26 protein-coding genes are annotated in these 25,953 nt (G+C 69.0%); 15 read left to right on the top strand and 11 right to left on the bottom strand.

The window, feature by feature from the left end:
• Window positions 1-16: 16 nt before the first annotated feature.
• The 6 genes from gatE to VKA86_12710 form a co-directional block, all read right to left on the bottom strand.
• Window positions 17-2,095, bottom strand: a complete 2,079-nt coding sequence (gatE, locus tag VKA86_12735) for a Glu-tRNA(Gln) amidotransferase subunit GatE (GenBank protein HKK72080.1) — start codon at window positions 2,093-2,095, stop codon at window positions 17-19.
• 379 nt (window positions 2,096-2,474) lie between these two features.
• Window positions 2,475-2,792 carry an MGMT family protein gene (locus tag VKA86_12730; protein HKK72079.1) on the bottom strand — a complete coding sequence of 106 codons (318 nt, stop codon included), beginning with the start codon at window positions 2,790-2,792 and terminating at the stop codon, window positions 2,475-2,477.
• Complete coding sequence (locus tag VKA86_12725; protein HKK72078.1) at window positions 2,789-3,739, bottom strand: alpha/beta fold hydrolase; 951 nt, start codon at window positions 3,737-3,739, stop codon at window positions 2,789-2,791. The genes VKA86_12730 and VKA86_12725 overlap by 4 nt, the downstream gene beginning before the upstream one ends.
• Window positions 3,740-3,747: 8 nt before the next feature.
• On the bottom strand, window positions 3,748-4,578 hold the full coding sequence (locus VKA86_12720; GenBank protein ID HKK72077.1) for a M48 family metallopeptidase: 831 nt from the start codon (window positions 4,576-4,578) through the stop codon (window positions 3,748-3,750).
• Window positions 4,575-5,042, bottom strand: coding sequence for a heavy metal-binding domain-containing protein (locus VKA86_12715; GenBank protein HKK72076.1), 468 nt, complete (start codon window positions 5,040-5,042; stop codon window positions 4,575-4,577). The genes VKA86_12720 and VKA86_12715 overlap by 4 nt, the downstream gene beginning before the upstream one ends.
• Window positions 5,043-5,045: 3 nt before the next feature.
• On the bottom strand, window positions 5,046-5,360 hold the full coding sequence (locus VKA86_12710) for a YbjQ family protein (GenBank protein HKK72075.1): 315 nt from the start codon (window positions 5,358-5,360) through the stop codon (window positions 5,046-5,048).
• 248 nt (window positions 5,361-5,608) lie between these two features.
• Between VKA86_12710 and VKA86_12705 the strand changes: the two genes are divergently transcribed.
• The 3 genes from VKA86_12705 to VKA86_12695 all read left to right on the top strand — a co-directional run bounded on the left by VKA86_12705 (window position 5,609) and on the right by VKA86_12695 (window position 9,095).
• Entirely contained in the window at window positions 5,609-7,657 is a 2,049-nt protein-coding gene (locus VKA86_12705) for a prolyl oligopeptidase family serine peptidase (protein ID HKK72074.1), read from the top strand.
• Between the two features lie 153 nt (window positions 7,658-7,810).
• Window positions 7,811-8,011 carry a hypothetical protein gene (locus VKA86_12700; GenBank protein ID HKK72073.1) on the top strand — a complete coding sequence of 67 codons (201 nt, stop codon included), beginning with the start codon at window positions 7,811-7,813 and terminating at the stop codon, window positions 8,009-8,011.
• 109 nt (window positions 8,012-8,120) lie between these two features.
• The gene (locus tag VKA86_12695; GenBank protein HKK72072.1) at window positions 8,121-9,095 is read left to right on the top strand and encodes an acyl-CoA desaturase; all 975 of its coding nucleotides are present in this window, start codon (window positions 8,121-8,123) and stop codon (window positions 9,093-9,095) included.
• Here VKA86_12695 and VKA86_12690 read toward each other — a convergent pair.
• From VKA86_12690 to VKA86_12675, 4 genes are all read right to left on the bottom strand, one after another.
• Window positions 9,092-10,588 (bottom strand): hypothetical protein, encoded by a 1,497-nt coding sequence (locus VKA86_12690; GenBank protein ID HKK72071.1) that lies wholly within the window; start codon window positions 10,586-10,588, stop codon window positions 9,092-9,094. The two genes, VKA86_12695 and VKA86_12690, sit on opposite strands and share 4 nt — an antisense overlap.
• Entirely contained in the window at window positions 10,570-11,478 is a 909-nt protein-coding gene (locus VKA86_12685; GenBank protein ID HKK72070.1) for a DUF1684 domain-containing protein, read from the bottom strand. The genes VKA86_12690 and VKA86_12685 overlap by 19 nt, the downstream gene beginning before the upstream one ends.
• 61 nt (window positions 11,479-11,539) lie before the next feature.
• On the bottom strand, window positions 11,540-12,202 hold the full coding sequence (locus tag VKA86_12680) for a hypothetical protein (protein ID HKK72069.1): 663 nt from the start codon (window positions 12,200-12,202) through the stop codon (window positions 11,540-11,542).
• Window positions 12,203-12,233: 31 nt separating this feature from the next.
• Window positions 12,234-13,184 (bottom strand): DUF6588 family protein, encoded by a 951-nt coding sequence (locus VKA86_12675; protein ID HKK72068.1) that lies wholly within the window; start codon window positions 13,182-13,184, stop codon window positions 12,234-12,236.
• Window positions 13,185-13,327: 143 nt separating this feature from the next.
• Here VKA86_12675 and VKA86_12670 point away from each other — a divergent pair, with 143 nt between their 5' ends.
• From VKA86_12670 to VKA86_12655, 4 genes are all read left to right on the top strand, one after another.
• Window positions 13,328-14,773, top strand: coding sequence for an amidohydrolase family protein (locus VKA86_12670; protein HKK72067.1), 1,446 nt, complete (start codon window positions 13,328-13,330; stop codon window positions 14,771-14,773).
• A 90-nt stretch (window positions 14,774-14,863) separates the two neighbouring features.
• Complete coding sequence (locus VKA86_12665; GenBank protein ID HKK72066.1) at window positions 14,864-15,319, top strand: ATP-dependent zinc protease; 456 nt, start codon at window positions 14,864-14,866, stop codon at window positions 15,317-15,319.
• On the top strand, window positions 15,316-16,221 hold the full coding sequence (gene rimK / locus VKA86_12660) for a 30S ribosomal protein S6--L-glutamate ligase (protein ID HKK72065.1): 906 nt from the start codon (window positions 15,316-15,318) through the stop codon (window positions 16,219-16,221). Before VKA86_12665 ends, rimK begins: the two co-directional genes overlap by 4 nt.
• The gene (locus VKA86_12655) at window positions 16,218-17,303 is read left to right on the top strand and encodes a succinylglutamate desuccinylase/aspartoacylase family protein (GenBank protein ID HKK72064.1); all 1,086 of its coding nucleotides are present in this window, start codon (window positions 16,218-16,220) and stop codon (window positions 17,301-17,303) included. The genes rimK and VKA86_12655 overlap by 4 nt, the downstream gene beginning before the upstream one ends.
• Here VKA86_12655 and VKA86_12650 read toward each other — a convergent pair.
• Complete coding sequence (locus VKA86_12650) at window positions 17,260-17,736, bottom strand: MarR family winged helix-turn-helix transcriptional regulator (GenBank protein ID HKK72063.1); 477 nt, start codon at window positions 17,734-17,736, stop codon at window positions 17,260-17,262. The two genes, VKA86_12655 and VKA86_12650, sit on opposite strands and share 44 nt — an antisense overlap.
• Before the next feature lie 165 nt (window positions 17,737-17,901).
• On the opposite strand from VKA86_12650, the gene VKA86_12645 reads away from it, so the two are divergent.
• The 8 genes from VKA86_12645 (at window position 17,902) to VKA86_12610 (ending at window position 25,582) form a co-directional block, all read left to right on the top strand.
• Window positions 17,902-18,762 (top strand): zinc ABC transporter substrate-binding protein, encoded by an 861-nt coding sequence (locus VKA86_12645; GenBank protein HKK72062.1) that lies wholly within the window; start codon window positions 17,902-17,904, stop codon window positions 18,760-18,762.
• Complete coding sequence (locus VKA86_12640; GenBank protein HKK72061.1) at window positions 18,759-19,517, top strand: metal ABC transporter ATP-binding protein; 759 nt, start codon at window positions 18,759-18,761, stop codon at window positions 19,515-19,517. The genes VKA86_12645 and VKA86_12640 overlap by 4 nt, the downstream gene beginning before the upstream one ends.
• Window positions 19,514-20,389: a metal ABC transporter permease gene (locus tag VKA86_12635; GenBank protein ID HKK72060.1), complete on the top strand. Its 876-nt coding sequence runs from the start codon at window positions 19,514-19,516 to the stop codon at window positions 20,387-20,389. The genes VKA86_12640 and VKA86_12635 overlap by 4 nt, the downstream gene beginning before the upstream one ends.
• Window positions 20,386-22,497: an SO_0444 family Cu/Zn efflux transporter gene (locus VKA86_12630; protein ID HKK72059.1), complete on the top strand. Its 2,112-nt coding sequence runs from the start codon at window positions 20,386-20,388 to the stop codon at window positions 22,495-22,497. The genes VKA86_12635 and VKA86_12630 overlap by 4 nt, the downstream gene beginning before the upstream one ends.
• Window positions 22,494-23,441: a protease modulator HflC gene (hflC, locus tag VKA86_12625; protein ID HKK72058.1), complete on the top strand. Its 948-nt coding sequence runs from the start codon at window positions 22,494-22,496 to the stop codon at window positions 23,439-23,441. The genes VKA86_12630 and hflC overlap by 4 nt, the downstream gene beginning before the upstream one ends.
• Complete coding sequence (gene hflK / locus VKA86_12620) at window positions 23,438-24,334, top strand: FtsH protease activity modulator HflK (GenBank protein ID HKK72057.1); 897 nt, start codon at window positions 23,438-23,440, stop codon at window positions 24,332-24,334. The genes hflC and hflK overlap by 4 nt, the downstream gene beginning before the upstream one ends.
• 298 nt (window positions 24,335-24,632) lie before the next feature.
• Window positions 24,633-24,794, top strand: a complete 162-nt coding sequence (gene rpmG / locus VKA86_12615) for a 50S ribosomal protein L33 (protein ID HKK72056.1) — start codon at window positions 24,633-24,635, stop codon at window positions 24,792-24,794.
• 209 nt (window positions 24,795-25,003) lie between these two features.
• The gene (locus tag VKA86_12610; protein HKK72055.1) at window positions 25,004-25,582 is read left to right on the top strand and encodes a FlgD immunoglobulin-like domain containing protein; all 579 of its coding nucleotides are present in this window, start codon (window positions 25,004-25,006) and stop codon (window positions 25,580-25,582) included.
• Window positions 25,583-25,953 lie beyond the last annotated feature (371 nt).

Raw genomic sequence — 25,953 nt, 5'->3', positions numbered from 1 at the left:
TCTCCCTCTTCGGGGGTCACTCGACCGAACCGGAACGGATCGTGGAGTCGAGTTCGGTCTCGACCCGATCGCGGATGGTGCGTGGGTCCACGTGACCGAGCATGGTCGGCATGATGCGGCCCATGGCCCAGCGGAGCACGGCGTCGGGCTCGTCACGGCGGCGTAGCGAGGGAGCCTCGCGCGCCACGTCCTTCACGAGCTGATCGAGCGCGCGCTGGTCGCCGGGGTGCGGGCGCATGCGTTCGAGCACGGCCTCGGCCGGACGCGAGGTCTCGGCCAGGATCCGTTCGAGCGCGTTCTCGACGGTCGATGCCGTCAGGTCACCCGCTCCGATGGCGTCGACCCACGGCTGCAACCGGTCGGCGCCGGGCAGCGCTTCGACACCGTCCTCGCGCACGAGGCGTGGCAGCCGGTGCTGCATGGCGCGTTCGGCGAGACGGGCTGTGTCTCCCGCGGGAACGTCGAGTCTCTCGAACAGGCCGATCCACGGCGAGGCCACGAGCCGTTGGGCGGCGGTCCGGTCGAGCCCCAGCGCCAGCAGGGCGTCCTCGCGCTCCCACGGCCGGCGGGGGCGACGGGCACGGATCGATTCCATCCACGCCGGCGGAATCGGCATGGGTGGAGTGTCGGTGTCGGGATACATACGGTCTGCACCCGGCAGGATGCGTTCGAAACCGGTCGTGCCGTCGGGCCGTGCCTGGCGGGTCTCGGCGGGGACGCCGGCGAGAGCATCCTGGGCCCGGATGAACGCTTCGCGGACGGCGGTGTCGACGTCCTGTCGCGGACCCCAGACCAGGACGATGGTGTCGGTCTTGCTCGCGCGCAGGGCCTTGCGCAGTTGTTGCCATTCGCTGCCGCGCAGGCCGTAGCCCTCGATGTCGCTGTGGATCATGAACGGGCGGCCGGTCAGGCACGCGATCACGCGCATCCGCTCGGACATCTCCTGGGCGAAGATGATCCCGCTCTGGGTGCGATGCGTGAGGAGTCCGCGGAACTCGGGCAGGCGCAACGCGGCGACCATGCCTCCGGCCGCGACGGCGTCGCGCAGGGGTGCGAAGTCGCTCTTGCGCAGCGCGTTCGTGGCCTCGACGGCCATCGGTGAGACGTCCCACGCGAGTCCACCGTCGGGGATCAGCAGTGCTTCGTGGGTCACGCCGCGGCGTTGCAGTTCGCTGCGGATGCGCAGCAGGTTCAGCTGGCGGTAGGCCTCGTTGTGCACCAGTCGGGGTAGACCGCGGTGGTGGCTCACGCCCTTGATCTCGATCCGCCGGCCGCCGGCCACGGACACGTTCACGTCCTGGCGCGCAGCGCCTCCACCGCGGCGCGTTCGCGAGCACACACGGGTGGTGTTCGCCACCAGCCGCGCCCCCGCCTGCAATTCCAGCGGCGAGTAGAACTCGGGCTCGGTCACCACCTCGGTCAGCGGCATTCCCAGACGGTCGGTCCGGAAGACGACGCGATGACCGATGTCGCTGACCTCGCGGCAGCTGTCCTCCTCGAGCGAGAGCTGCCGGATGCGCAGGGAGCGGTCGATTCCGAGTTCCGGGACACGGAAGGGGACCTGGCCGTTCAGTCCGATCATCGCCGTGCGCTGGAAGCCCGTGGGGATCGATCCGTCCAGGTACTGTTTGCGCATGACGTGCAGTTCGTCGACCGGATCGAGATCGAACAGGTCGGCGATCTCGAGAGAGACCCGCACCGCCTCGTCGTCGACCTCGAAGGGCGGCGTGTCGTCCATCTCGTAGGTGCACACGCTGCGACGGTCGAGCAGGTAGACGATCTCCTTGCGCGTCTTGAACTCCATGAGCGCGGTGCCGTCGTACTCGCCCAGCTCGCTCAGCGTGGGTCGCATGTGGCGCAACACTTCGGCGTCGGCGTGGTCGGTGTAGTGACCCGTCGGGCACCGGCAGAAGAGTTTGGTCGCCGTGTCGAGCTGCTGGTGGACTTCGAGCCCACCCATGAATCCGAGCTCGTGGTAGTCGGACTCGCTCAGCTCGTCCCACTCGCGGTCGGGGAAGTCGAGCAGTGGATCCGGGTTCGGATTCAGGTCGCTCGGGGGCGCGAGATGCGGGCCGAGGTCACGGACGTCTTTCATGCGCACGACCAGGGACTGGAGGGTCGGACTGCGACGGAGAAGGCCCGGGTCGCCGCCTTGCTCCGGGACGGCCGACCGGTGGGCAACCCCGGCACTCTCGGGCAAGCGCGCGGCGGGGTCAACCGTGCGTGGAATGGCAAGATAGGGCGGAACGGACGGCCTGGGGCACGCGGATCACAAATTGCCCCTTGAGTGGGAACGGTCTGTCGTCGATACTATTGAACGTGAGGCGGAGGTGGCGCCCGGTCCGTGACCGCTCAGCATCTCCTTCGCCAGACACGTACCCTCTACGCCGTGGGCCTGGGCAAGTCAGACCACAAGAGGCCCACCGCAAGATAGGTGTCGACGTGACCCGGGGGACGCCCCGGGTTGCGTTCTTTCAGGGAGACCCCTCCCCGGGGTTCCACCACGCACGCCGGTCGCGCACCCGATCGCCCTCGAAGTCCACGCCTTCCTCTTCGAGCAACGCTCGTTGCAACGCGTGTGCGTCGGTGCCTTCGGGTAGACTGATCCGCCCGGCCGCGTTGATCACGCGTTGCCAGGGCACGTGGCTGTCGGCGCCGAGTGACGACAGCACCCGTCCCACCAACCGGGCGCGGCCGGGAAGTCCGGCAAGGGCGGCGACCTGACCGTAGCTGGCCACGCGCCCGCGGGGGATCGCGAGGACCGTCTCCACGATCCGCTCGCGGGCCTTCATCGAAGACGGCGCTCCATCCAGCGCAGCACCTGACGTTCCAGCCCGCGCGGAGCGTCTTCGCCGAGGTCGAGACGGCGCGGGAATCCGACGTGCCCGCCGGCGCTGACCCGGCGCACCTCGAGCAGCGGGTTGGCGCCGTCGAGTGAGACCTCGATGTCGCCGAGCGCGAGCATCGGGTCCTGCCGGCTGACCACGAGCAACGAGGGCACGTGCAGATAGCGTAGCAGGGGACCGACGCTCTGCGTGGCGTAGTACTCCTCGGGGCTGCCGAAGTCCCAGCGCGGGCACACGGTGAGCGAGTCCCACTCGCGAAGGGTCTGCACGCCCAGCAGTTCCTCGGGAGGCGTGGGTACGGGGCGTTTCTCGGCGATCCGCCGGTACATGGTCAACAGGCCGCGCAGGACGTAGTGGCGGTACAGCGGCCATGCGCGGTGGTCGAGGTAGTGGGCAGTGCGGTCGAGGTCCAGGGGTGAGCAGATCGCTGCCACCGCGCGCACGCGGGGGTCGGGCCGGTCGCAGGCATAGCGTAGCGCGATGTGGCCGCCGAGGGAGTAGCCGAGCAGGACGATCCGTTCGTAGTCCCTGAGCACGGGGGAGGCCAGGGTCGCGTCGAGGTCGTCGGTCAGGCCGGCGTGGTAGAAGTCGCGGGAACGGCCGTCCGCCCCCCTCAGGGCGAGGCGGAGACAGCTCCAGCCGTGGGCCTGGATCGCCTGCGCAGCCCGCAGACAGTAGGGACGCTGGTGGCTGCCGCCGAGACCGTGGAGGACGACCACCGCCACCGTGCTGGGTTCGCCACGCCAGCGGCCCGACAGCCGGATCTCGCCGATGTCCGAGTGCGCAGGAGTGCTCCAGGGCACGGACTCGGGTGCGGACACGGGCAGGATCCGCTGCCGGATCGAGGGCCAGAGCGTCCAGGCGTGGCCGGCGATGCGTGTGCGAGGATCCATGGCGGGTGTCAGCCTCCCGCGCCGAAGTCGGGCAGCGGTTCCGGGCGACCGAAGCGGTAGCCGTGTTCCCGGGCCGTACTCCGGATCCGCTCGATGCGTTCCGTGGACATGGGATGGGTCCGCAACCAGGCGAGCGCCGCACTGCCGTCGCGGTGGACCATGCGTTCGAAGAAGTCGGTGGCGCCTCCCACGTGTCCGTAGGTGGCGTTCAGGAGTTCCAGCGCGAGAGCGTCGGCTGCGCGCTCGTCGTCACGGCCCATCTTGCGCTCGAAGCCCTCGGTGCCCACCCGACTCAGTTGTTCGAGGCCTGTCGTCCCGCCGAAGATCGCGTTGAGCACGGTCCCCACGACGACCTGACGTCCCATGCGCTCCAGGTGGTCACGGTGGTGATGATGGGCGATCTCGTGTCCGAGCACCATGGCGATCTCGTTCTCGCTCTCGGCGGCGTCGAGAAGACCGCGGAACACCAGGATTCCTCCGCCCGGTACCGCGGCCGCGTTCACGGCGGGGTCGTCGACGACGACCACGCGGTAGCGCAGTCCCCGTGCCGGAAGATGCGTGGCCATCGCATCGACGATGTCCTGGAGGTGATCGCGCGCGGCGAGCGACACGGGGTCCTGACCCTGCATCGTCTCGACCGAGAACACCTCGCCGAGGCGACGTTCCACGTCGTCGGGGATCCGGGTCGCGAGGGCTCCCCCGATCCATCCCAGGACCAGCCACGCCACCACCAGGACCGCCACGAATCCACCGGCCAGCAACGCCACCATCCGCCAGGGAGGAGCGTCGGAGATGTTCGGGTTCGGACCGGGGTCCGACGGAACGTAGGGTGTGTTCACGATTCGTACTCCACGGCGGTGGCGTAGGCGAGCGCCTCGATGCTGGTCGCATTGGCACCCGGCTCGTTCTGATCGATCATCGAGGTCTCCACCCGCAGGTTCACCAGGGTGTCCGCCGCGCCCGCCTCGTCGAACAGTCGCAGGATCGCCTCGCGACGCGCACGGTCGACCAGTGACTCGTAGGCCCGTACGCGGCCGCCGAAGAAGATCTGGATCGCGCCGACCATGGCCTTGAAGGCGTCCACCGACACGACGACACTCGCGCTGACCAGCTGCGATCTCGCCACGCGGCGATTCCGGTCGAGCTCGCGCACGTTGGTCACCGGGATCGGCCGTCGCTCCCGCTCACGCCGTTCGATCGAGGCGTAGTGCCGTCGCTCGACGAAGCTTCCCCAGAAGAATCCCAGCGCCACGAGCAGGACCGGGATCCCGACCCGCAGCGCGAGGTCCAATTCGAGCGGCACGATCTACCGCACCTCGACGGCGGTTCCGTACACGTAGAGTTCGGCCGCGCCCGAGGCCACCGCACTGGTGGCGAAGCGGACGTTCACCACGGCGTTCGCCCCGACCTGCTGCGCCTGTTCGCACATCCGCATGACGGCGTCGTGGCGGGCCTCCTGCAGGAGTTCGGTGTACTCCTTCAGCTCGCCACCGACGATGTTCCGCAGACCCGCCAGGAAATCCTTGCCGAAGTTCTTGGCGCGCACGGTGCTGCCGGTGACGACGCCGAAATGCGCGACGATCGTCCGGCCGGGAATCGTCTCCAGGTTGCTGACCTCGATCGAGGGATGGTCCACGAACACGGTCTGCCCTCTCGCTGGGGGACGCGAACACGGTCACGGTGGATACCGTGGATGCCGGGTCCGCGGGGAAGTCTATGGAGCCGCCGGAGATTCGGCCATGTGGAGCGCCGGACGGCTTGACCTGCGAAACCGAGCGCCGCATCCTGCGACCGCCTCGCCGCGGCCGCGGCCGCGGCCGCGGTCCGCGGTGCTCGCCGTGTTCACGACACCCCGCCATTGGAAGTGGAATGCAGTATCCCGAGACCCGGAAGGTCGACGTCGTCGACGACTATCACGGCACGAAGGTCGCCGATCCGTACCGCTGGCTCGAGGACCAGGACGGCGACGAGACCGCGGCCTGGGTGGAGGCCCAGAACGAGGTCACCTTCGACTACCTCGAGTCGCTCGAGAGCCGCGGGCCGCTGCGTGAGCGCTTGACCGGACTCTGGAACCACGAACGCTTCGGCACCCCGTGGCGCGTGGCCGACCGTCTCTTCTGGTTCAAGAACGACGGTCTGCAGAATCAGAGTGTGTTGTACGTGCAGGACGACGGAGGCGAGCCGCGCGTGCTGCTCGATCCGAACACGTCGAGCGAGGACGGGACCGTCGCCCTGGGTGGACTCGAGATCAGCGACGACGGCAAGTCCATGGCCTACTCGCTGAGCGTGAGCGGGAGCGACTGGCGCACCTGGTACGTACGCGACGTCGACACCGGCGAAGACCTCGACGACGTCGTCGAATGGAGCAAGTTCAGTGGCGCGAGCTGGGCCCCCGACGCCAGCGGCTTCTACTACAGCCGCTACGACGAACCGGCCGCGGGCGACGAGCACGAACAGGCCAACTACCACCAGAAGGTCTACTTCCACCGGTTGGGCACGGCCCAGGGCGAGGACGAACTCGTCTACGAGCGTCCCGATCAGAAGGAGTGGGGCTTCGGCGCCGAGGTCACCGAGGACGGCCGGTACCTGATCCTGTCGGTGTGGAAGGGCACGAGCCAGAAGAACGGTGTGTTCTACCGTGAATTCGCCGCGGGCTCCGAAGTCGTCGAACTGCTGCCGGACTTCGACGCCGACTACACCTTCGTGGGCAACGACGGCCCGGTGTTCTACTTCCGCACCGACCTCGACGCACCGCGGGGACGGCTGATCGCCATCGACACGCGCGAGCCCGCGCGCGAGAACTGGACGACGGTGATCGCTCAGACCGCGGACGTCCTGCAGGGCGCCAGCCTGACCGCCGGCATGTTGGTGGCCAAAACCATGCACGACGCCCACGACGCGATCGTCCTGCACGAACTCGACGGGACCGTGATCGGGGAGGTCGCGTTGCCCTCGCTGGGCAGCGTGAGCGGCTTCGGCGGCCGCTACGACGCGACCGAGACCTACTACTCGTTCACGTCGTTCCTGCACCCCACGGTGATCTACCGTTACGACTTCGCCAGCGGTGAGAGCGAGCTCTTCCGCGAGCCCGACATCGCCTTCGACTTCGACGCCTACACCACCGATCAGGTCTTCTACCGGAGCAAGGACGGAACGCGGGTGCCGATGTTCCTGGTCCATCGGAAGGACCTCGAGCTCGACGGCGACAACCCGACACTGTTGTACGGCTACGGTGGCTTCAACGTCTCGCTCACGCCGGGCTTCGCGGTGTCACGACTGGTGTGGTTGGAGATGGGCGGCGTGTTCGCCATGGCCAATCTGCGCGGCGGCGGCGAGTACGGCGAGGAGTGGCACCGGGCCGGAATCGTGCACGACAAGCAGGACGTCTTCGACGACTTCGTGGCCGCGGCCGAGTGGTTGATCGAGAAGGGCTACACGCGACCGGAGAAGCTGGCGTGCCAGGGTGGGAGCAACGGAGGACTGCTCGTCGGCGCGGTGGTGAACCAGCGACCCGACCTGTGGGGCGCGGCTCTGCCCGCGGTCGGGGTCATGGACATGCTGCGCTTCCACCGCTTCACCATCGGATGGGCGTGGGTGAGCGACTACGGGAGCAGCGAGGACCCGGACGAGTTCGAGACCCTCTACGCCTACTCGCCGTATCACAACCTCGAGCCTCGGGAGTACCCGGCGGTCATGGTCACCACTGCCGATCACGACGACCGTGTCGTGCCGGGTCACAGCTTCAAGTACGCGGCCCGGCTGCAGGAGATGCAACGCGGGGACGCTCCCACGGTGATCCGGGTCGAGACCAAAGCAGGCCACGGCGCGGGCAAGCCGACGGCGAAGGTGATCGAGGAGTTGGCCGACCGCTACGCGTTCCTGATCGACAATCTGGACATCCCAACACCCAGATTCTAAGTTCTCCGTACGGCTTGCGAGATTCCGGGCCCCTGGTCGCCGTCGCGGCCGCGTTGGACTCGAGCGCTCCGTCGACGGCCACCGGAGTCGGCCCACGCGAGTTCCTGTACGGTACCGTCCTGCTGTTCGTGGCCTTCACCGGCTCCGGCCGGCGTGCCCCTGTGCCTGGGGCCGGCGTGGATCGCGCTGCGCACGCTCGGCCCGGCGGCCTTCGGGGCCCTGCCGGGGACGTCGACCGCGCCGCTCGAGCGGGTGGCCGAGGCCCTGGGGGCAACGGCGCCGATCCCGCTCGGGTTCGCGTTGCGGGCCGCCTTCCGGCGCAGCGTGTCGCGTCCGGCGGAGCGACCGTCGTGATCGCGGGGCGCGGTGTCGGTGCACATCCGTACCCGGTCCGGCGACGAAGTGTCGAGTCGCCGGGCCTGTTCCGAGGACTTCGTTCGGGGGATGCCGATCGATGACGACCGTGAGTACCGCTCCCAAGCACGAGCCCCCTACGCCCGCGCGCACGCGGGGTGAGTTCATGCGCAATGCGATCGCCCTGTTCCGCCATTTCGGGGTGACGCTCCGCCGCGGCCAGAAGCGCGAGACCATCCAGTGGATGCGCAGCCTGCCGTTCCTGTTGATGCATCTCACTCCGCTGCTCGCCTTCGTCGTCGGCTTCAGCCCGGTGGCGGCCTGGGTGGCCTTCGGATTCTGGCTCGTCCGTATGTTCGCGATCACGGGCTTCTACCACCGCTACTTCTCACACCGGGCCTTCAAGACCTCTCGCGTCATGCAGGCGATCATGGCCTTCTGGGGTGGGACGGCCGTGCAGAAGGGCGCGCTGTGGTGGGCGGCGCACCATCGGGACCACCACCGGTACAGTGACGAGCCCGAGGACGTCCATTCGCCGGTGCGGCACGGATTCTGGTGGAGTCACGTGGGTTGGGTGCTGAGCGGTCCGTTCAAGCCGACCGCCATGAACAAGGTGAAGGAGTTGGCGCGCTATCCCGAATTGCGCTTCCTCGACCGTTTCCACGTACTGCCGGGGATCGTGGCCGGGGCGGGCATGTTCGGCCTGGGGGCGCTGTTGGAGCGCATGGCACCGTCGCTCGGCACCAGCGGCGGGCAGATGCTCGTGTGGGGCTTCTTCGTGTCGACGCTCCTGCTCTACCACACCACCTACACGATCAACTCGCTCACCCACACGTTCGGCACGCGCCGCTACGCCACGAAGGACGACAGTCGCAATCACTGGCTGTTCGCGTTGATCACGCTCGGCGAGGGATGGCACAACAACCATCACCACTATCCGTCGAGCGCGCGCATGGGCTTCTTCTGGTACGAGTACGACCCGACGTACTGGGGACTGTGGGTCATGAGCAAGCTCGGTCTGATCTGGGACCTGCGGCCGGTGCCGGCGCACGTGCGGGAGGCCGTACCCGAGAGGTCGTCCTAGTCGGCCCAGGTGGCCGGTGCCGGAGCGTTCCGGTCGCCGGTCACGATCGCGTGCAGACCGACCGGCGCGTCGCGCCACCACGAGTCGGCCGCCTCGGGCCAGGTCCCACTGCTGGCCGTCCAGAACGCCCGTGACCAGGGCTCGAGCCGCAGGGTCGAGCGTCCCCAGATCCGCGCCTCTTGCCCCAGGTGCACCAGAGGGCCCAGCCACGAGGCCTGGTCCAGGCTGCCGGTGATCCGGGCCTCGACCGGGACGGGGGGCCAACCGAGCTCGACGACCACGCCGTCGGCCCGCGGCTCGGCGGCCAGGTTGCACCGCAGGATCCGGGGATGGTCGTCACGGACGGTGTCGATGTCCTCGAGGGCCCAGGGTTCGACCGCGGCGCTGGTGAGAACGGTGAGGTCGACGAAGTCCACGGCTTCGCTCCCCCGCAGGGCGATCCACGCGCGAGGACGTCTCCCGAAGAGGATCTCGGCGAATCGATCTGCGAGAGCGGTCGCCGTGGAGGGCTCGTCGTCGGCCAGATCGGGGCCCTCGGCAGATCCGTCGGCGACCGCCCGGAGTTCGAAGGGCCCCTGTCCGCGGTGGACGAGGACGCGTTCACCGACCTCGAGGGCGACGCCGCCCCCGCCGGCGTTGAACCACACGGCCCATCGTTGCCCGGCGGAACGGCGTTCACGTCCGAGGATCGTCGACACCGGATCACGCGCGGTGATCGGCGTGTCGAGGCGCGCGCCGCGCGCGTCGGTCCGAGGCTCCCACCAGAGCACCGGGACCGTGAGCGATGCGACGGGGTCGTCGCTCCGGCCCGGTCCGAAGGGAGCCGCGCGCGTGCGGCCGGGCGAGCGCACGATGCCGTACAAGAGCACGTGGACGCCTTCGCGCTCGCGCAGAGCGTCGATCCGATCGACGAGATCGGTGTCGATCCAGCGAAGCCCCTCGACCCTCGACGCTCCGGGAGCGGGCGGGCCCGGTGGAGTGCCGGTGGCGAAGGGATCGACGAGCAGCGCGTGGACCCCTCCGTCGGGCGGGGGGTCGAAGGACGCGAGATCGTTCCCGACCACCGCGACATCCGCCCCCAGCGCGCGGCTGGCTTCGGGTTCGGAGCGCAGGGTGGGGGCGATCCCGTGGACCTCGAAGCGGCGACCGGCGTCCTCCCAGGCAGAGGCCGGGTCTCGCGGCGTCCGGACCTGGTCGAGGGCGGGACGGCCGTCGAGAACGGCGAGTGCTCCCGCCGTTCCGGTTCCCGAGGCCCGTGCGTCGGTCCAGTGGACGGCGTCCTCGGCGGCCGACACGAGGGCCGGCAGGACCGCGGGGTCGACGTCGCCGGGCCGCAGGTCGACCACGCCGATGGCCACGATCGTGTCCGCCGGGTCGAGAGTGTCGATCCCGCCCCGGAGTGTTTCCCCGCGGCAACCGGCGAGCACGAGCAGCAGGGCGATCCACGGGCCGGCCTGCCGGGGCCGGCGCGGGCTCAATGCGATCCGTCCCACGTCTTCTCACCGGCGAGGACGGCCACGTCGAGAACGTTGTCCGGCGGGGGGAGCGGACACGTGGAGTAGGGCGTGAAGGCACACGGAGGATTGTAGGACTGGTTGAAGTCGAGGGTCGTCCGCCCGTCGGGACCCGGCGGGTCGAAGTAGAGGAAGCGACCGCCCCCGTACGACGCGACCCCGTTCGTGGCGTCTCCGTAGATGAACGACCACCTCTCGGCACCGTAGCCGGTGGGCTCGAGCCGAAGCGTCGTGCCCTGCAGTTCGAACTCCAGCACGCCCCGGCACTCGACCCCGGACCCGCCGCCCAGGACGTCCGGCACGAACAGTTCGTGCGACTCCGCGTGGGGAAGCCAACGCGCCTCGACGCGGTAGGCAGGATCGTAGTCCCAGCGTTCGATGCCGTCGAAGGTGCGCAACAGAGGCGCTTCGCGATCCTTCACCCGCAGATAGGGACGATCGTTGCGCTCGATCACGTAGAACAGCAGCGGGCCGACCTCGACGACCGTCGGGGTGCCCTCGGTGTCGGATTCCAGACGCAGCGCGTCGATCGCGCGGTCGTCGACCCGTGCCTCGACGTCGGATGCCGCGCGGAACCGGACCCCGTCCTCGCCCACGAGAAGCGTTCCCACGCGAGCGGGATGACGGTCGGGCAATTCGAGATCCGACTCCGGGTCGCTGCCCAGCGTGAGCTGCGGTCGGTTCAGGACGAAGAGACCGACCAGCGACAACCAGCCGTCGTCGCGGGTGAGCGAGGAGAGCCGGCGTTCGACGAAGGCCTCGGTCTCGGCGCGTCCGGTGGGTTCCTGACCGGGCGCCGGGGCGGAGGCGGCCAGCAGCACGACGGCGATCGACAGGGACAGCGGAATTCTCGGTGGGACGCAGATCATTGCCGCATCATACGTGCCCGGGCGCGCGGGGACCAGGGCGGCGATCGGGACCACATCGCGATCAGGGGTTGTACACCTCGGTCTCGCGTCGCTGGACGACCTGGAAATTCAGGCGCAACTGCAGGGTGAAGTCGTCGGGGGGATCGTCCACGGTGCGCTCGTTCTGCCAGCGGGCACTGACCGAGAGCACGCGATCGGTGGAGATGTCGCCGGTGGAATCGTACTCGGCGAAGGCCGCACCGGTCAGCCGGTTCAGCTCGGCGGCTCCCTGCGCCTGGAGTTCGAGCATGAATTCTTCGGGGAACGTCGTTCCACCGCCGGCGAAGACGATGGCGCGGCGGCCCGCACGGTTGTCGGGAATCGCCTGCCTCGTGGTCAACAGGAACTGCTCGGCTCCCGGCTCGCCCGCCCAGATCTGGAGTTCACGCTCGGTGTCGAAGCCTTCGCTGCGGACGAAACGCGCCGCCGTCCCCACCCACAGCAACGTGTCGGGATCGGCGCCCCGGCCTTCGATGTCCTCGAGCGCGGCGAGGATCCCGGCCGACAGGTCCTGCGTGACGACGACCGTGTCGGTGGGTGCGGTGTTGCCCGCCACCTCGATGTCGAAGACCACCGGGAAGTTCACGACGGTGTCGATCGAACGGTCGACGGTGGTGCACGAGTCCGCGCGGAGCAGCAGGCTCAGCGACAGGGCGGCGAGGATCACGAGCGGCTTGCGCGACATGGTTCCGTTCGCTCCGGCGAAGGGCACGGGATCACAGGCCCAGCGCGACGCCCACCGCCACGCTGAAGAAGTCGTTGAAGCTGAGTTCGGCGTTCAAGTGCGCCAGCGGCAGGGCGACCCCGCCACCCAGCGTGACGCGCGGCCGCGACTCGGTCTCGCTGGCGTCGACGCGACCGCCGTCGGGTCCCTCGTAGTCGAGTCCGAAGTCGATGGTGTCGAAGGTCACCGCCGAGTAGACCTCGCCGCGGCCGAATCGGCGACCGACCTGCAGACCCGCGGTCCACAGCGTGGCGTCCATGAGTCCGTCGGCGAACTCCACGGATTGGTAGGCGCCCATGAAGGCGACCCTGACCGGCAGGTCCTCGTCGAGGTACCGGGTCACGTCACTGCGCAGGCCCAGGCCGAAGATCCGCAGGTCGCCCAGTTCGGCCGTGCCCGAGTTCACGTCGGAGAAACGGACGACCGCCTCGTGGCCGCGGTAGCCCAACGTGAGCTGCGGAGCCGTCACCGCCAGTCCGTCGAGATCGAAGCCCCCGGGCAGGCGCACGGCCTGTTCCGTCGTCGCGAGGTCGACGACCATCTCGACCGATTCGGTCGAGCCCACGATCGACGGCGCGTCGCGCTCCACGGGCAGCGGTGTCTTGGCTCCGAAGCCGTCCTGTTGCGCCGGCAGCTGGGCTGGCAGGCCGAGCGGGCCGCGGGCGCGGAATTCACGATCCTCGTCGCGGAAGGAGATGCGCAGGTACTGGACCGAGGCCCGGGCCACGAAGGTCTGCTCGGTTCGTACGAGCCCGGTCGCGAACAGCCCGTTGCCCAGTCCGGCGACCAGCGCGCTGCGGACGGGGGCGGTGTAGCCGATCGCGTTCTCGGCGTCGTAGTTCGACAGGTTCACGGCCAGCTGGGCGCTCGACGCGACGGGCAGGCACACGCACGCGATCGCGAGGGCACCCGTCCAGGGCCACGAGAGGCGATGATGGCGCATTCGTCTCGGATCCTCGGCGGACGGAATCGGAGCTCGCGGGGACCGCGCCCGTGGCGGCGGTCGACCCGACATGTTGCCACATGGTGCTGCCGTCGCCTATCTGTGGCATCCCCGGAATCGAACCTTAACCGAGAGTTCATCGAGTGATCACGGTCCGGCTCCTGATTCCCGCCTTCGTCGTCCTGGGGCTGACCGCGGTGGTCCCCTCGGCCGGCGCCCAGGATCTGCGCCTGCTCGACGCGCGCTGCGTCGACGTCGAAACGCGGTCGATCGTGCCGGCGTCGCTGTGGATCGACGGCGGCGTGCTCCGCGCTCGGGGGATGCCCGACGGCAACGATCTGCCGGAAGCGGCCTTCGCCGCAAGGGCGATCGACCTCGAGGGGGCGTACGTGCTGCCCGGCCTGGTGGACCTGCGCGTCTACGGCGACGTGCAGCGGTCGCCGGGCCACCGGGACTCGCTCGGGGTAGCAGCGGCGTCACGGCTGGCGCTCGCCGCCGGGACCGTGGCGGTCCTCGACGTGTTCGCCACGTCTGATCGTACCGGTGACGACGGTGCGCGTTGGCTCGCCGGGGCTCCCCTGCTGGTCGCGCCCGGAGGGTCGGGGAGTGACTTCCCGTCGGTGCGCACGGTCGGTGGGCCGGAACAGGCGCGGTCGGTGGTACGGCGGACCGGGACACGGCCGGTGCAGGTGATCCTGGACCGCAGCCGTTCGCAGCGGCTGTCGCCGGAGAGCGTGTCGGCGATCCTCGACACTGCCGCCGGGTCCGGGGCCCCGGTCGTGGTCGAGGTCGGTGGCTGGGGCGACGCCGAACTCGCACTCGAGCGAGGGGTTCGCTGGCTGGTACGGCTCCCCGACGGCCCCATGCCCGCCACCCTACGTGCGCGTGTGGCCGAACTCGGCTCCGAGCTGGTGTGGACCCCACAGCTCACGGTGGGCCTGGAACTGGCCGCACTGGTGAGCACCCCCGAACTGCGGGACGATCCGCTACTGGCGCGCGTCCTGCCCGACACCATGCGCGACGACTACGCTCGTGTCCGCGTTCCGCAGACCCGTCTCGCCGAGGTCGATGCCCGTCGGCAGCAGGCCTACGAGACCCTGCGGGCGCTCGATGACAGCGGCGTGCGCTTACGTGCGGGCAGCGGTGCAGGAGCGATGGGAACCGCACTCGGTTTCACTCTGGTGCGTGAGGTCGAGGCCTGGATCGAGGCGGGGATCGATCCCTGGGACGCACTGCGGGCCGTCACCGTCGACGCCGCCGCCGTTCTCGGTGTCGAGTCGGGATTCGAGCCCGGTGACGCGGCCGACTACGTGGTGTTGCCCGCTTCGCCGATCGGCGAAGCCACGGCCCTGCGCCGAACGGAGTCCGTCGTCCGCGCGGGCCGGATCCACGACCCCGGCCTCCTGGCCGCGGGTGTGGACCACCGGATCACCGAAGACCTGCCCGACAATCCGCTGCCGGGCGGCGGTCGGGTTCCCCTGGTGGTGATCGTCGTGGCGGGATTCGCGGTCCTGCTGTTCGTTCGGCGGGCCATCAAACGAGCGGCCGCTCGGGCGCTGGCCGAGGACGAAGGTCCGACGCCGGATTGACGCGTCCCGGAGATTGTCGCAGGCTCCTCGGATCTCCATCCGCCGCGTGCACCCACCGTGAGTCCCATGAATGCTCGTCGCCGTTTCGAGTTGGCAGAGCCGATCGTCGTCGGTTGGCGTGAACACGTCGCGTTGCCGGGGCTCGGTCTCGATCGGATCGACTGCAAGGTCGACACCGGAGCCCGGACCTCTTCGTTGCACGCGTTCTCGATCGAGACCTACGAGGAGGAGGGCCACGAGCGGGTACGCTTCGGCGTGCACCCCGTGCGGGGCGACGACGAGTCCGAGGTGTGGTGCGAAGCACGCGTGCTCGGCGAGCGCGACGTCACGAACTCGGGCGGCTTCAAGGAGACCCGGCTCGTCATCCGGGCCCGCTTGCACCTCGGCCATCATGTCTGGCCGATCGAGTTGAACCTCACCGACCGGTCCACCATGGGCTATCGTATGTTGCTCGGCCGGACCGCCATGCGCCATCGAGTCTGGGTCGATCCCTCTGCTTCGTTCCGGCAGGGGCTGCCCGCGGATCCCGAGGAAGACGAAGTATGAAGATCGCGATCCTTTCCCGTGCCCCGCAGCTCTACTCGACTCGTCGACTCGTGGAGGCGGCGGAGCAGCGCGATCACTACGTGCGCGTGATCGACGTGCTGAAGTGCTACTGTGACATCACGTCGCACGCACCGCGCATCGGGTATCTCGGCGAGGAGCTGGAGCACTTCGACGCGGTGATCCCGCGCATCGGTGCGTCGGTGACCTTCTACGGACTGGCCGTGCTACGGCAGTTCGAGGTCATGGGCACGTTCCCGGTGAACGAGTCGGTGGCCATCGGCCGTTCGCGCGACAAGCTCCGGTCCATGCAGTTGCTCGCCCGGAGGGGGATCGGTCTCCCGGTCACCGGCTTCGCGCATTCGACGCGCTACACCGAGCCGATCCTCGACATGGTCGGTGGCGCGCCGGTGGTGATCAAACTGCTCGAGGGCACGCAGGGCATCGGCGTGGTGCTGGCCGAGACGCGCAAGGCGGCCGAGAGCGTGATCGAGGCCTTTCGCGGGCTCAACGCCAACATTCTCGTGCAGGAATACATCAAGGAGGCCGGCGGGGCCGATCTGCGCTGCTTCGTCGTCGACGGCAAGGTGGTCGCCGCCATGAAACGGCAGGCGAAGGCCGGAGACTTCCGCAGCAACCTGCACCGCGGCGGGAGTGCCTCGCTCGTGAAGATCACACCCGAGGAGCGCAGCACCGCCACGCGGGCGGCGAAGATCATGGGACTGAACGTGTGCGGTGTGGACATGCTTCGGAGCAATCACGGCCCCGTGGTCCTCGAGGTGAACTCGTCGCCCGGGCTGCGTGGGATCGAGGAGGCCACGGGCAAGGACGTGGCCGGACTGATCATGAGCTTCGTCGAGAAGAACGCTCGTCCGAACCGCACGGGCACGAAGGGCAAGGGTTGAGGCCGGATTTCGAGGTCGGAGGGGTCGAGGTCGTTCGCGGGCAGAGGCGGACGATCGAACTCGACGTGGGCCGCCTGGTCACCGACACACCGCTCACCATGCCGGTACACGTGATCCGTGGGCATCGCGACGGTCCCACCCTGTTCGTGTCCGCCGCCGTGCACGGCGACGAACTCAATGGTGTCGAGATCGTCCGACGCCTGCTGAAGAGCAGTCGTCTGCGCTCCATGCGCGGAACACTGCTCGCCGTGCCGGTGGTCAACGTCTTCGGATTCGTCAATCGGTCCCGCTATCTGCCCGATCGCCGCGATCTCAACCGCTCGTTCCCCGGATCGGACAAGGGTTCGCTGGCCGCGCGTATGGCGTACCTGTTCCTCGACGAGATCGTCGAGCGGGCCGACTACGGGATCGATCTGCACACCGGGGCTCTCCAGCGCAGCAACCTGCCCCAGGTCCGGACCACGCTCGACGAGGCGGCGAATCGGGAGCTGGCGCTGGCCTTCGGCGCGCCGCTCGTGCTGCACAGCGATCTGCGCGACGGTTCGCTGCGGGAGTGGTGCCAGGAACGGAACACCCCCGTGCTCCTGTACGAGGGCGGCGAGGCGCTCCGCTTCAACGAGATCGCCATCCGCACCGGTGTGCGCGGGGTGTTGCGCGTGATGGAGGCGATCGGGATGCTCCGCCGGCGTTCCCGTACGCGGGGCGCCGGTCCCGTCCAGGCGCGCGAGAGCGGTTGGGTGCGCGCTCCCGAGAGCGGGATCCTGCGCGAGGGTCTCCAACTGGGGCAATGGGTCCGTGAAGGAGATCGGCTCGCCGTGATCGGCGATCCCATGGGCGAGACCGACGAGGCGGTGGTCGCGCCCTACGACGGTCTGGTCATCGGCGCGGTGACGAGCCCTCTGGTCAACGAGGGCGACGGGCTGTACCACATCGCGCGCCCGACGCAGCCGGGGGACATGGCCGAACGTGTGGCGGGGTTGATGCCCGAGTACGACGGGCCGACCGACCCGGCGTCCTATGCCGGCGAGAACCCCCCCGTCACCGGTCCGGACGAGCGCGGATCTTCTCGAGCAGACGATTGAGCGTATCGAGCTCCTCGCCGCTCAGATGCCCGAGCTGCTCGCGGTGGAACGCGTCGGTGGGCCCTTCGAGGCGATCGGCCAGGTCCCGGCCCTTCGCGGTGAGTCGGATCCGGACGACCCGACGATCCCGGTCGCAGCGCTGACGCGTGACCAGGTCGGAGCGCTCCATCCGGTCGACGAGGCGCGTGACGTCGGGCACGCGGGTGACCATGCGGTGCGCCACCTCGAGGCTGGGCAGGCCCTCCTCCCCCGCACCGCGCAGGATGCGGAGCACGTTGTACTGCTGTTGCGTGAGACCGTACTCGCGGAACAGTTCGTTGAACTCGCCGTGGAGCTGGTCGTAGGTGCGCGCGAGATTCAGGTAGGCCTCGAGTTCCGGGAGCCGGAACGGTTTCGTCATGCGGATCTCGTCGGCCAGCTTGCGTGCCGTCATGTCGTGTCGGTCTCCCGGAGCCGGGGTGGGCGCAGGCCCGGAAAAAGTATGCAGTGACATCTGTTGTTGCAACAACGGAGTGTCGGGGCCGTAGCGCGGTGGGGGTCCGGACCGTACTCTTGGGCGGTGTCCGCATCGAGTCGCGGATCGACGGAGGTCGAAGGGATGAAGGGCTTTCTGGCCGGGCTACTGCTCCTCCTGCCGCTGGTTCCCGCGCGCGCGGAGGTGCCGCGCTACGTGGTGTCGATCCTTCCGCTGCAGGGCGTCGTGTCGGAACTGGCGGGCGGCGATCGCGAGGTCGAAGTCCTCGTCGGCCCCGGTGCCACGCCGGCCATGTACGAACCCACGGCGCGTCAGATGGTCGCCCTGAGCGGGGCCCGGGCCCTGTTCGTGATCGGTGTGCCCTTCGAGAACACCTTTCTCCCGCGCGTGCGTCGGCAGGTGTCGGATCTACGCATCGTCGACGCGGCGGCCGGGATCCCCACCCGATCCCTGGCCGAGGGCCACGGTCACGACGGCCACCACCACGAGACCGACCCGCACGTCTGGACCGATCCTCTGGCCATGCTCACGGTCGTCGACAACGTGGCCACGGCTCTCGCCGAAGCGGAGCCCTCGCGGGCGGAGTCCATCGACTCGCGGCGGCAGGATCTGCGTGACCACTTCCTCGCGCTGCACCAGGAGCTCGAGCGTTCCCTGCAGGACGTCACACCGCGTGTGATCGCGGTCTTCCATCCGGCCTTCGGGCACTTCGCCGACCGCTACGGTTTCCGTCAGGTCGCCGTCGAATCGGGCGGGGTCGAGCCCGGCGCGCGGCATCTCGTGGAACTGGCGGGACAGCTGGAGGACCTGGGCGTCGACCGGGTCTTCGTGCAGCCGCAGTTCTCACCGCAGCGGGCAGAAACACTGGCCTCGGTGCTCGACGTCGAAGTCGTTCCGATCGATCCCCTCTCGCCCGACGTGGCCGGCATGCTGCGCCGCTTCGCCCGAGAGCTCGGCGCGGATCTGGGGGAGGCCCGTCGATGACTGCGTCGATCGTCCTGCGCGGGCTCGATTTCTCCTACGGACGCCGCCCGGTGCTCGAGGACGTCGACCTCGAGATCGAGCCCGGCCATTTCGTGTCGGTGGTGGGTCCGAACGGTGGGGGCAAGAGCACGCTGTTGAAGCTCCTTTTGGGCCTGCTCGAGCCCGACCGCGGATCGATCGAGGTCCTGGGGCGACGTCCGGAGGAGGCGCGGGAGAGCGTCGGGTACATGCCGCAGACCCAGCATCTCGATCCGTCCTTCCCGATCACCGTCGAGGAGGTCGTACGTCTGGGGCGGCTGGGGTCCCGTTCGATCTTCGGGCGTCTGGGGCGCGAGACCCGTCGGGCGGTCGACGAGGCGCTCGATGCCGTCGCGTGTGCGCATCTGCGCGATCGCAGCTTCTCGGACCTCTCGGGCGGGCAGCGCCAGCTCGTGCTGATCGCGCGGGCCCTGGTCAGCCGGCCCCGGATCCTGCTCCTGGACGAACCCACCGCCAATCTCGACCCGGCGGTCGAAGAGTCGTTCTACGCGCTGCTGCAACGCCTGCGCGGCGACATGACCATGTTGCTGGTGTCGCACGACATCGGGCTGGTGTCCGAGCAGACCGAAGAGGTGGTCTGCGTGAACCGGCGGGTCGTCAAGCATCCGGCCCACGAGATGTCGAGCGAGATCGTGGAGTCGATGTTCGGCAGCTCGGGTGCGTTGCTGGTCGACCACGGCCACGCGCACACCGAGCGCGGGGAGCCGCACGGGTGATCGAGTTCTTCCGGGCACTGGCCGAGTTCGAGTTCCTGCGGCACGCCCTGCTGGCCGGCGTGTTGGCGAGCGTGGCCAGTGGGGTCGTCGGAACCTACGTGGTCACCCGGAGGATCACGGTGATCGCGGGGAGCCTGGCCCATTCGGTCCTCGGTGGAATGGGAGTGGCCTACTGGGCCGCGACCGTGCACGGCATCGGTTGGCTGCAACCGCTGCACGGAGCCCTGGTGGCGGCCGTGATCGCGGCCTTCGTGATCGGGACGGTGCGCTTGCGCGGCGCCGAGCGCGAGGACACGGCCATCAGCGCGCTCTGGGCGCTGGGCATGGCCACGGGGATCCTGTTCCTGGCGCAGACACCGGGCTACAAGGCCGATCTCATGACCTACCTGTTCGGCAACGTCGTGCTGGTCGACACGTCCGAACTCCGTCTGTTGCTGATCGTCGACGTCCTCGTGGTGGCGGTGGCGGTGTTGTTCCACCAGCCGCTACTGGCGATCTGTTTCGACGAGGAGTTCGCCCGGGCACGCGGGCTGCGCGTGGGATTCTTCTACTACCTGTTGCTGTTGCTCGTGGCCCTGACCGTGGTCACGTTGGTCTACGTGGTGGGCATCGTCCTGGTGATCGCGCTGCTGACCCTGCCGGTCGCCATCGCCGGGAGGTTCGCGCGCAAGCTCTGGCAGATGATGGCCGTGGCCGCGGTGCTGAGCGCGGTGATCACGACAACGGGCCTGGCCGTGAGTTATGCTCCCGACCTGCCCGTGGGCGCCACGACGATCCTGCTGGCCGGGGGCCTGTACCTGCTGGTGACCGCGCTGGGCCTGCGTCGACGGACCCGGCGGGTGCCCGACGAGAGCCCGGGGGGTGAGACTTGATCGAGTTCCTCCGACAGACCGTGGCGATCTTCGTCGAGTCGGCGCCCTACCTGCTCCTGGGCTTCGGACTCGCCGGGCTGTCGAAGGTGTTCCTCGATCGCGAGAGCTGGCTGGCGCGTTCGCTCGGCCGCAAGGGGCTGCGCTCGGTCGGCCTGGCCTCGGTGATCGGGGCGCCGCTGCCGCTGTGTTCGTGCAGCGTGCTGCCGGCGGCACTCGGTCTGCGCCGTCAGGGCGCTAGCAAGGGTGCCACGTCGTCGTTCCTGATCAGCGTGCCCGAGACCGACATCGTGTCGGTGTTGCTGACCTACGGCCTGCTCGGGCCGGTGATGGCCGTGCTTCGTCCGGTGGCGGCGCTGGTGACGGCACTGGTCACCGGGGTGGCCGTCGATGCTCTCGACCGCGACACCGAGCGAGCGTCCGGTCCGACTGCCGCCGAGGCCGTGGGGCGTCCCGACGACGCATGCGACGACGACGGGTGCGCGGATGACCACCCGCCGCACGGCGCGTCCCTGGACACGGGCCCCTGGTGGAAACGGGCGGCGCACTTCGGCTTCGTCGAGTTCTTCGACGACATCGCCGGACCGCTGATCCTCGGTATCCTGCTGGCCGGCCTGGTGGCCGCGCTCGTGCCCGCCTTCGACACCATCGGTTTCGGGAACACCGTCGTGCTGGGGTACGTGGTGGCGTTGGTCGTGGGCATCCCCTCGTACGTCTGCGCGACCGCGACCACGCCCGTGGCCGTGGGGCTGATCATGGCCGGGATGAGCCCAGGTGCGGCCCTGACCCTCCTGTTGGCCGGGCCGGCGACGAACATCGCGAGCTTCGTGGTGCTGGGCCGGGAGTTCGGCCGGCGGTTGCTCCTGGTCTACCTGCTCGGCATCGCGAGCATCGCGGTGACCTTCGGCCTGCTCGTCGACATGGTCTGGGGGGCCGATGCGGTGCGCTTCGGATCGGTCGCCGAGTCGGGGTCCGCGCCTTCGGTGATCGGTGTGGTCAGCGCGTGGATCCTGTTCGCCATGGTCGTGGGCAGCGCTCGGCGCACGCGTCTCCTGCAGACCACCTGGGCGCGTGGGGCCCGGCTCGTCGGCCTGCCGACATCGCCCCGTTTCGCCGCCAGCGCCCTTGGTGGTGTCGTCGCGGTGGTGTGGGGCGTGAGCGGAGTCTTCACGGTGGCACCGGGCGAACGCGCGGTGGCGACGGTCTTCGGGCAGGCGACGACCGACGTCCTCGGTCCCGGCCTGCACCCGGGCTGGCCTCCGCCGATCGGCGACGTGCGCCGGGTCGACGTCGAGGGCATCCGGGCCCTCGAGGTCGGTTTCCGGCGCGACGCCAGCCGCGAGGAACGGGTGCGAGCCCTGCCGCGCGGGCGGGAGACCGAGGCGTGGATGCTGACCGGCGACGAGAACATGGTCGACGTGCAGGCGGTTCTCCACTGGCGGGTGCGCGATGACGGCGACGCGGTGCGCGCGGTGCTGTTCGGGCTCGAATCACCCGAGCAGCTCCTTCGGAGCGGGCTCGAAAGAGGCCTGCGCACGGCGGCCGGACGGCGCGGGATCGACGCGCTGCTCACCGTCGACCGCAGCCGCGTGGAGGACGAGGTACGCGAGCGCTGGCTGCAGCCCTTCCTCGACCGCTGCGAGTCGGGCCTCGAGGTGGTCGACATCAGCATCGTCGACCTGCACGCACCGAACGCCGTCCACTGGTCGTTCCGCGACGTGGCCAGTGCGAGCGAGGATCGCCGCCGCGACGTGCACCTGGCGGCCGAGTACGCCGAGCGCGTCGTGCGCGAGGCCCGCGGCGATGCGGCGCGTCTGCGTGCCGAGGCGATCGGCGAGGCCGCGATGCGACGTGACACCGCCCACGGTGAGGGACACGCCTTCGTCGCGAAGGTCGAGGCCTTCTCCGCCGAGCCCGAGGTCCACCGCCGGCGCCTCTACCTGGAGCGCCTCGAGGCCTCTCTGCGGCCACTCGACCTGATCGTCGACCTGAGCGGCGACGGCACCGGCATCGAGCTGTGGCAACGACAGGGGGACCCGGGCAGTGCCCTGCTCGGACTGCCGCCCGCCACCGCGCCTCTGCGCATCGATCGGAAGGACGACGAGCATTGAAGCGGAGTACCACGTGGATCCTGGCCGCCGTCGTGCTGGTCACCGTCGCGAGCAGTGTGTACACGGTCGACGAGACCGAGTCCGCCGTCGTCCTGCGCTTCGGCCAACCCGTGCGCACGGTCGAGGAGGCCGGTCTGTACTTCCGGGCCCCCTGGTGGATCGATCGGGTCGATGCGGTGGACCAGCGTCTGATGGTCTTCGACACGCCTACCGCCGACGAGCCCACGCGCGAGGTCCTGACCCTCGACAAGAAGAACGTGGAGATCGCAGCGACCACCTGTTGGCGCGTCGTCGATCCGTTGCGCTTCCTGCAGACGGTCGGCGGGCGCGTCGGTGCCGAGGCCTTCCTGGCCGACGTCGTGGTCAGCGAACTGGGGAAGGTCCTGGGTCGAACTCCATTGTCGGCGCTGATCAACACCGATCCCGACAGCGTGCGCGTCGAGGAGATCGACGCGCTCATCCGCGCGACCAGCGACACCAAGGCGCGGGAGGAGTGTGGCGTCGAGGTCGTGGACTTCGCGATCAAGCGCATCACCTTCCCCGAGCAGAACCGAGGGTCGGTGTTCGAACGCATGCGGGCCGAGCGTAAGCAGATCGCCACCCGAATCCGTAGCGAGGGTGAGGAGGAGGCCCGGAAGCTGCGCGCAGAGGCCGACCGCGAGCGCGCCGAGATCCTGGCCGAGGCCCGGCGCCTGGCCCTGGAGCTCGAGGGGGAGGCCGAGGCCGAGGCGGCACGCGTCTACGGCGATGCCTATGGCCGCGATCCCGAGCTCTACCAGTTCCTGCGCACGCTCGAGTCCTACGAGAAGACCCTGGGCGAGGGCACGACGGTGATCCTTCCGCGCGACATGCCCTACCTCGAGACCCTCATCGACCCGGACCTGCCGGCCTTGCGGCCTCCTCGCGCCGAGCCGGAGCCCGACCCCGAGGGAACGCGACGATGAACGGCCGCCGACGCTGGGCCCTCGCCGTGGTCGGTGTGTTGCTGGGGGGCTGGATCGCCACCGGCGTGTTCGCGGTCGCGTCGAACGAGCGTGCGGTCGTGCTCGCCTTCGGCCGGGTCGTCGCGGAGACGGGTCCCGGACTGGGTCTGGCCCCGCCGTGGCCGATCGGCGCCGTGCTGCGGGCTCCGGTGACCGAAGTGCGTCGCCTGGAGGTCGGATTCCGCAGCCGCGGCGAGCTGTACAGCGAGGCGCGACGCAGCGACATGCTCACCGGTGACGAGAACATCCTGAAGGTGATGATGGTCGCACAGTACCGGATCACCGACGCACGCGAGTACCTGCTCAACGCGGTCGACCCGGACTGGCTCGTGGAACGCGCCGTCGAGTCGGCCCTGACGCGTCACGTGGCGGGCATGCAGGTCGACGATCTGCTCACCACGGCGAAGGCCGCGATCGAGATCCGTTCGATCGAAGCTGCCCAGGACGAGTTGGATCGCTACGAGGTCGGGATCCGACTCCTCGGCGGCAACCTGCAGACGGTGTCGCCGCCGGTGCCCGTGGTGGAGGCCTTCAACGACGTCACGCGGGCGAAGAAGGACAACGAGCGCCTGGTGGAGGACGCGCGTTCCTACGCCAACGAGATCCTCCCCGAGGCCCGGGCCGAGGCGAACGAACAGGTCGAGCAGGCCCGCGCCGCCGCCGACACGCGGGTACGGCGGGCGCGCGGGGAAGCGCGACGCTTCGAGAACCTGCGCGAGGAGTTCGAACGTGCCCCGGAGTTGACCCGCCGTCGCCTCTACCTCGAGATGCTCGAGCGCGTGCTCGACGGCGCCGAGGTCGTCGTGCTCGAGGAGGGCACGCGTCTGAACCGGATCGGACGCCCGGGTTCCTGATCGCTCGTTCCTTTCCCTCCGCCCCGGTCCCGGAGACACCGTGCACGGCCCCCGCCGCGGCCGAGCGCGGGAACACGTCCTTCGTCGAGGACTCTTCCCATTGACCGGTCAACGTGTGGCAGGGCAACGAGTTGGGGAGATGGCCGGACGCGGTGCCGGTCGAGGTCCCGTCTCCCTGATCCCGTGCGGGCGCGGTCGGCCGCGTTGCGGACGCCGCGTCGGCGCGCTAGAATTCTGCGCTGTTGCATGACCCGGGCCCGGCCCGGAACCCGACGGCCCGAGCCGAAGGAGAAAGACCATGGCCAAGCCCGGAAACCGTGTGCAGGTGAAGCTCAAGAGCACCGAGAGCGCGCACCACTACTACACGAAGAAGAACAAGCGGAACAATCCCGACCGGATCTCGCTGCGCAAGTACGATCCCGTCGTCCGCAAGCACGTGGAGTACAAGGAGACGCGCTGAGCGGTCCACCCACGGACCCAGGGATTCGCAGGAGGCCGGCAGCGATGCCGGCCTCTTCGCGTTTCCCGGGGGGACCCGGCGCCCCTATCCCGATCCGCGGAGCAGACCCGTGGATGTCGCTCGGTCACGTAGGCACCTCGCGGGACGATACGCGACCCGTATCGATCACCTCGAAGCCAGTTCGGCCCCCTGCGAAGTCCGCTGGAGTCGTGACGACACGTTCGTGTCGCGACGTTCTGGGTGTGACAGTCGGGTTGCCGGAAAAGCAGATCCCCGAGCTCTCGACCATGGATCTCGGGTTCGCGCCCGTCGACGAACTCGGCCGTGTGTTCGGCGAGTTCGTGAATCGCCAGGACCCTGTCGACGGTCCAGCGGGCCGTGAATCCGACCGCTTCGAGCATGAACAGGAGCCACGGTTCCCAGGCGTCCGAACGCGTCACGTCGAGCAGGAGTTGGCAGTCGTCTGCGCGAAGCTGGATCAGGGATCGACTCAGGTAGAGCACGAGAAGCGAGAGCAGGTATCCGTCTCGATTCAGCCGAATCCGTTCAACCCGAAGACGCAGATTCGGTTCTCGCAGTCGCAGGCAGGTAAGGTTTCCGTCCGGGTGTACTCCCTACGTGGTACCCTTGTGTGGGAGAAGGAACTCTCGGGTCTGGTCGCTGGCCATCATGCCGTCGAGTGGCACGGAACAGATTCGGCAGGCCTGGCCGTGGCAAGTGGCGTCTACCTGGTGCAAGTACGGCTTCCAACTGCGGTCCTGAACAAACGTGCCGTGCTTCTGAAGTAGGCAGCGATGTCCCGTGAACCTGTGTTGGCGTGGGCTATCGTTCTCGGCTCACGCCAATCGGTGCAATCAGTGAGAGGAATGCTGTGCAACTGAAGTTTCCCTCTTGGCTATCTTGTGCAGGGGGCCTCTGTCTGGTCGTGGGCTGTGTCGACTCCGCTCGAGCTCGTACGATCCACGTCGAGTTGGATGGAAGCGGCGACACGAGATCACTGGAGACCGCGGAGCTTGCGGCGAGTCCGGGCGACACGATCCAGATTGGTTCTGGAACGTGGAACGAAGACTACACGTGGAGCACCCTCGACGGTCAGGTGGTTCAGGCACTTCTCGGTGTCAATACCGACAGTCTCACGATTCGAGGGGCAGGCGAGGGT

Source organism: Candidatus Krumholzibacteriia bacterium, assembly GCA_035268685.1.
Classification (GTDB): domain Bacteria; phylum Krumholzibacteriota; class Krumholzibacteriia; order JAJRXK01; family JAJRXK01; genus JAJRXK01.
This window is presented reverse-complemented; position numbering and strand designations above follow the sequence as displayed.

What these genes read in the sequence shown, in the direction of transcription:
- gatE (HKK72080.1), bottom strand. Translation starts at nt 2,095, where the DNA reads ATGAAAGACGTCCGTGACCTCGGCCCGCATCTCGCGCCCCCGAGCGAC.
- VKA86_12730 (HKK72079.1), bottom strand. Translation starts at nt 2,792, where the DNA reads ATGAAGGCCCGCGAGCGGATCGTGGAGACGGTCCTCGCGATCCCCCGC.
- VKA86_12725 (HKK72078.1), bottom strand. Translation starts at nt 3,739, where the DNA reads ATGGATCCTCGCACACGCATCGCCGGCCACGCCTGGACGCTCTGGCCC.
- VKA86_12705 (HKK72074.1), top strand. Translation starts at nt 5,609, where the DNA reads ATGCAGTATCCCGAGACCCGGAAGGTCGACGTCGTCGACGACTATCAC.
- VKA86_12685 (HKK72070.1), bottom strand. Translation starts at nt 11,478, where the DNA reads ATGATCTGCGTCCCACCGAGAATTCCGCTGTCCCTGTCGATCGCCGTC.
- VKA86_12680 (HKK72069.1), bottom strand. Translation starts at nt 12,202, where the DNA reads ATGTCGCGCAAGCCGCTCGTGATCCTCGCCGCCCTGTCGCTGAGCCTG.
- VKA86_12675 (HKK72068.1), bottom strand. Translation starts at nt 13,184, where the DNA reads ATGCGCCATCATCGCCTCTCGTGGCCCTGGACGGGTGCCCTCGCGATC.
- rimK (HKK72065.1), top strand. Translation starts at nt 15,316, where the DNA reads ATGAAGATCGCGATCCTTTCCCGTGCCCCGCAGCTCTACTCGACTCGT.
- VKA86_12650 (HKK72063.1), bottom strand. Translation starts at nt 17,736, where the DNA reads ATGACGGCACGCAAGCTGGCCGACGAGATCCGCATGACGAAACCGTTC.
- VKA86_12645 (HKK72062.1), top strand. Translation starts at nt 17,902, where the DNA reads ATGAAGGGCTTTCTGGCCGGGCTACTGCTCCTCCTGCCGCTGGTTCCC.
- VKA86_12640 (HKK72061.1), top strand. Translation starts at nt 18,759, where the DNA reads ATGACTGCGTCGATCGTCCTGCGCGGGCTCGATTTCTCCTACGGACGC.
- hflK (HKK72057.1), top strand. Translation starts at nt 23,438, where the DNA reads ATGAACGGCCGCCGACGCTGGGCCCTCGCCGTGGTCGGTGTGTTGCTG.
- rpmG (HKK72056.1), top strand. Translation starts at nt 24,633, where the DNA reads ATGGCCAAGCCCGGAAACCGTGTGCAGGTGAAGCTCAAGAGCACCGAG.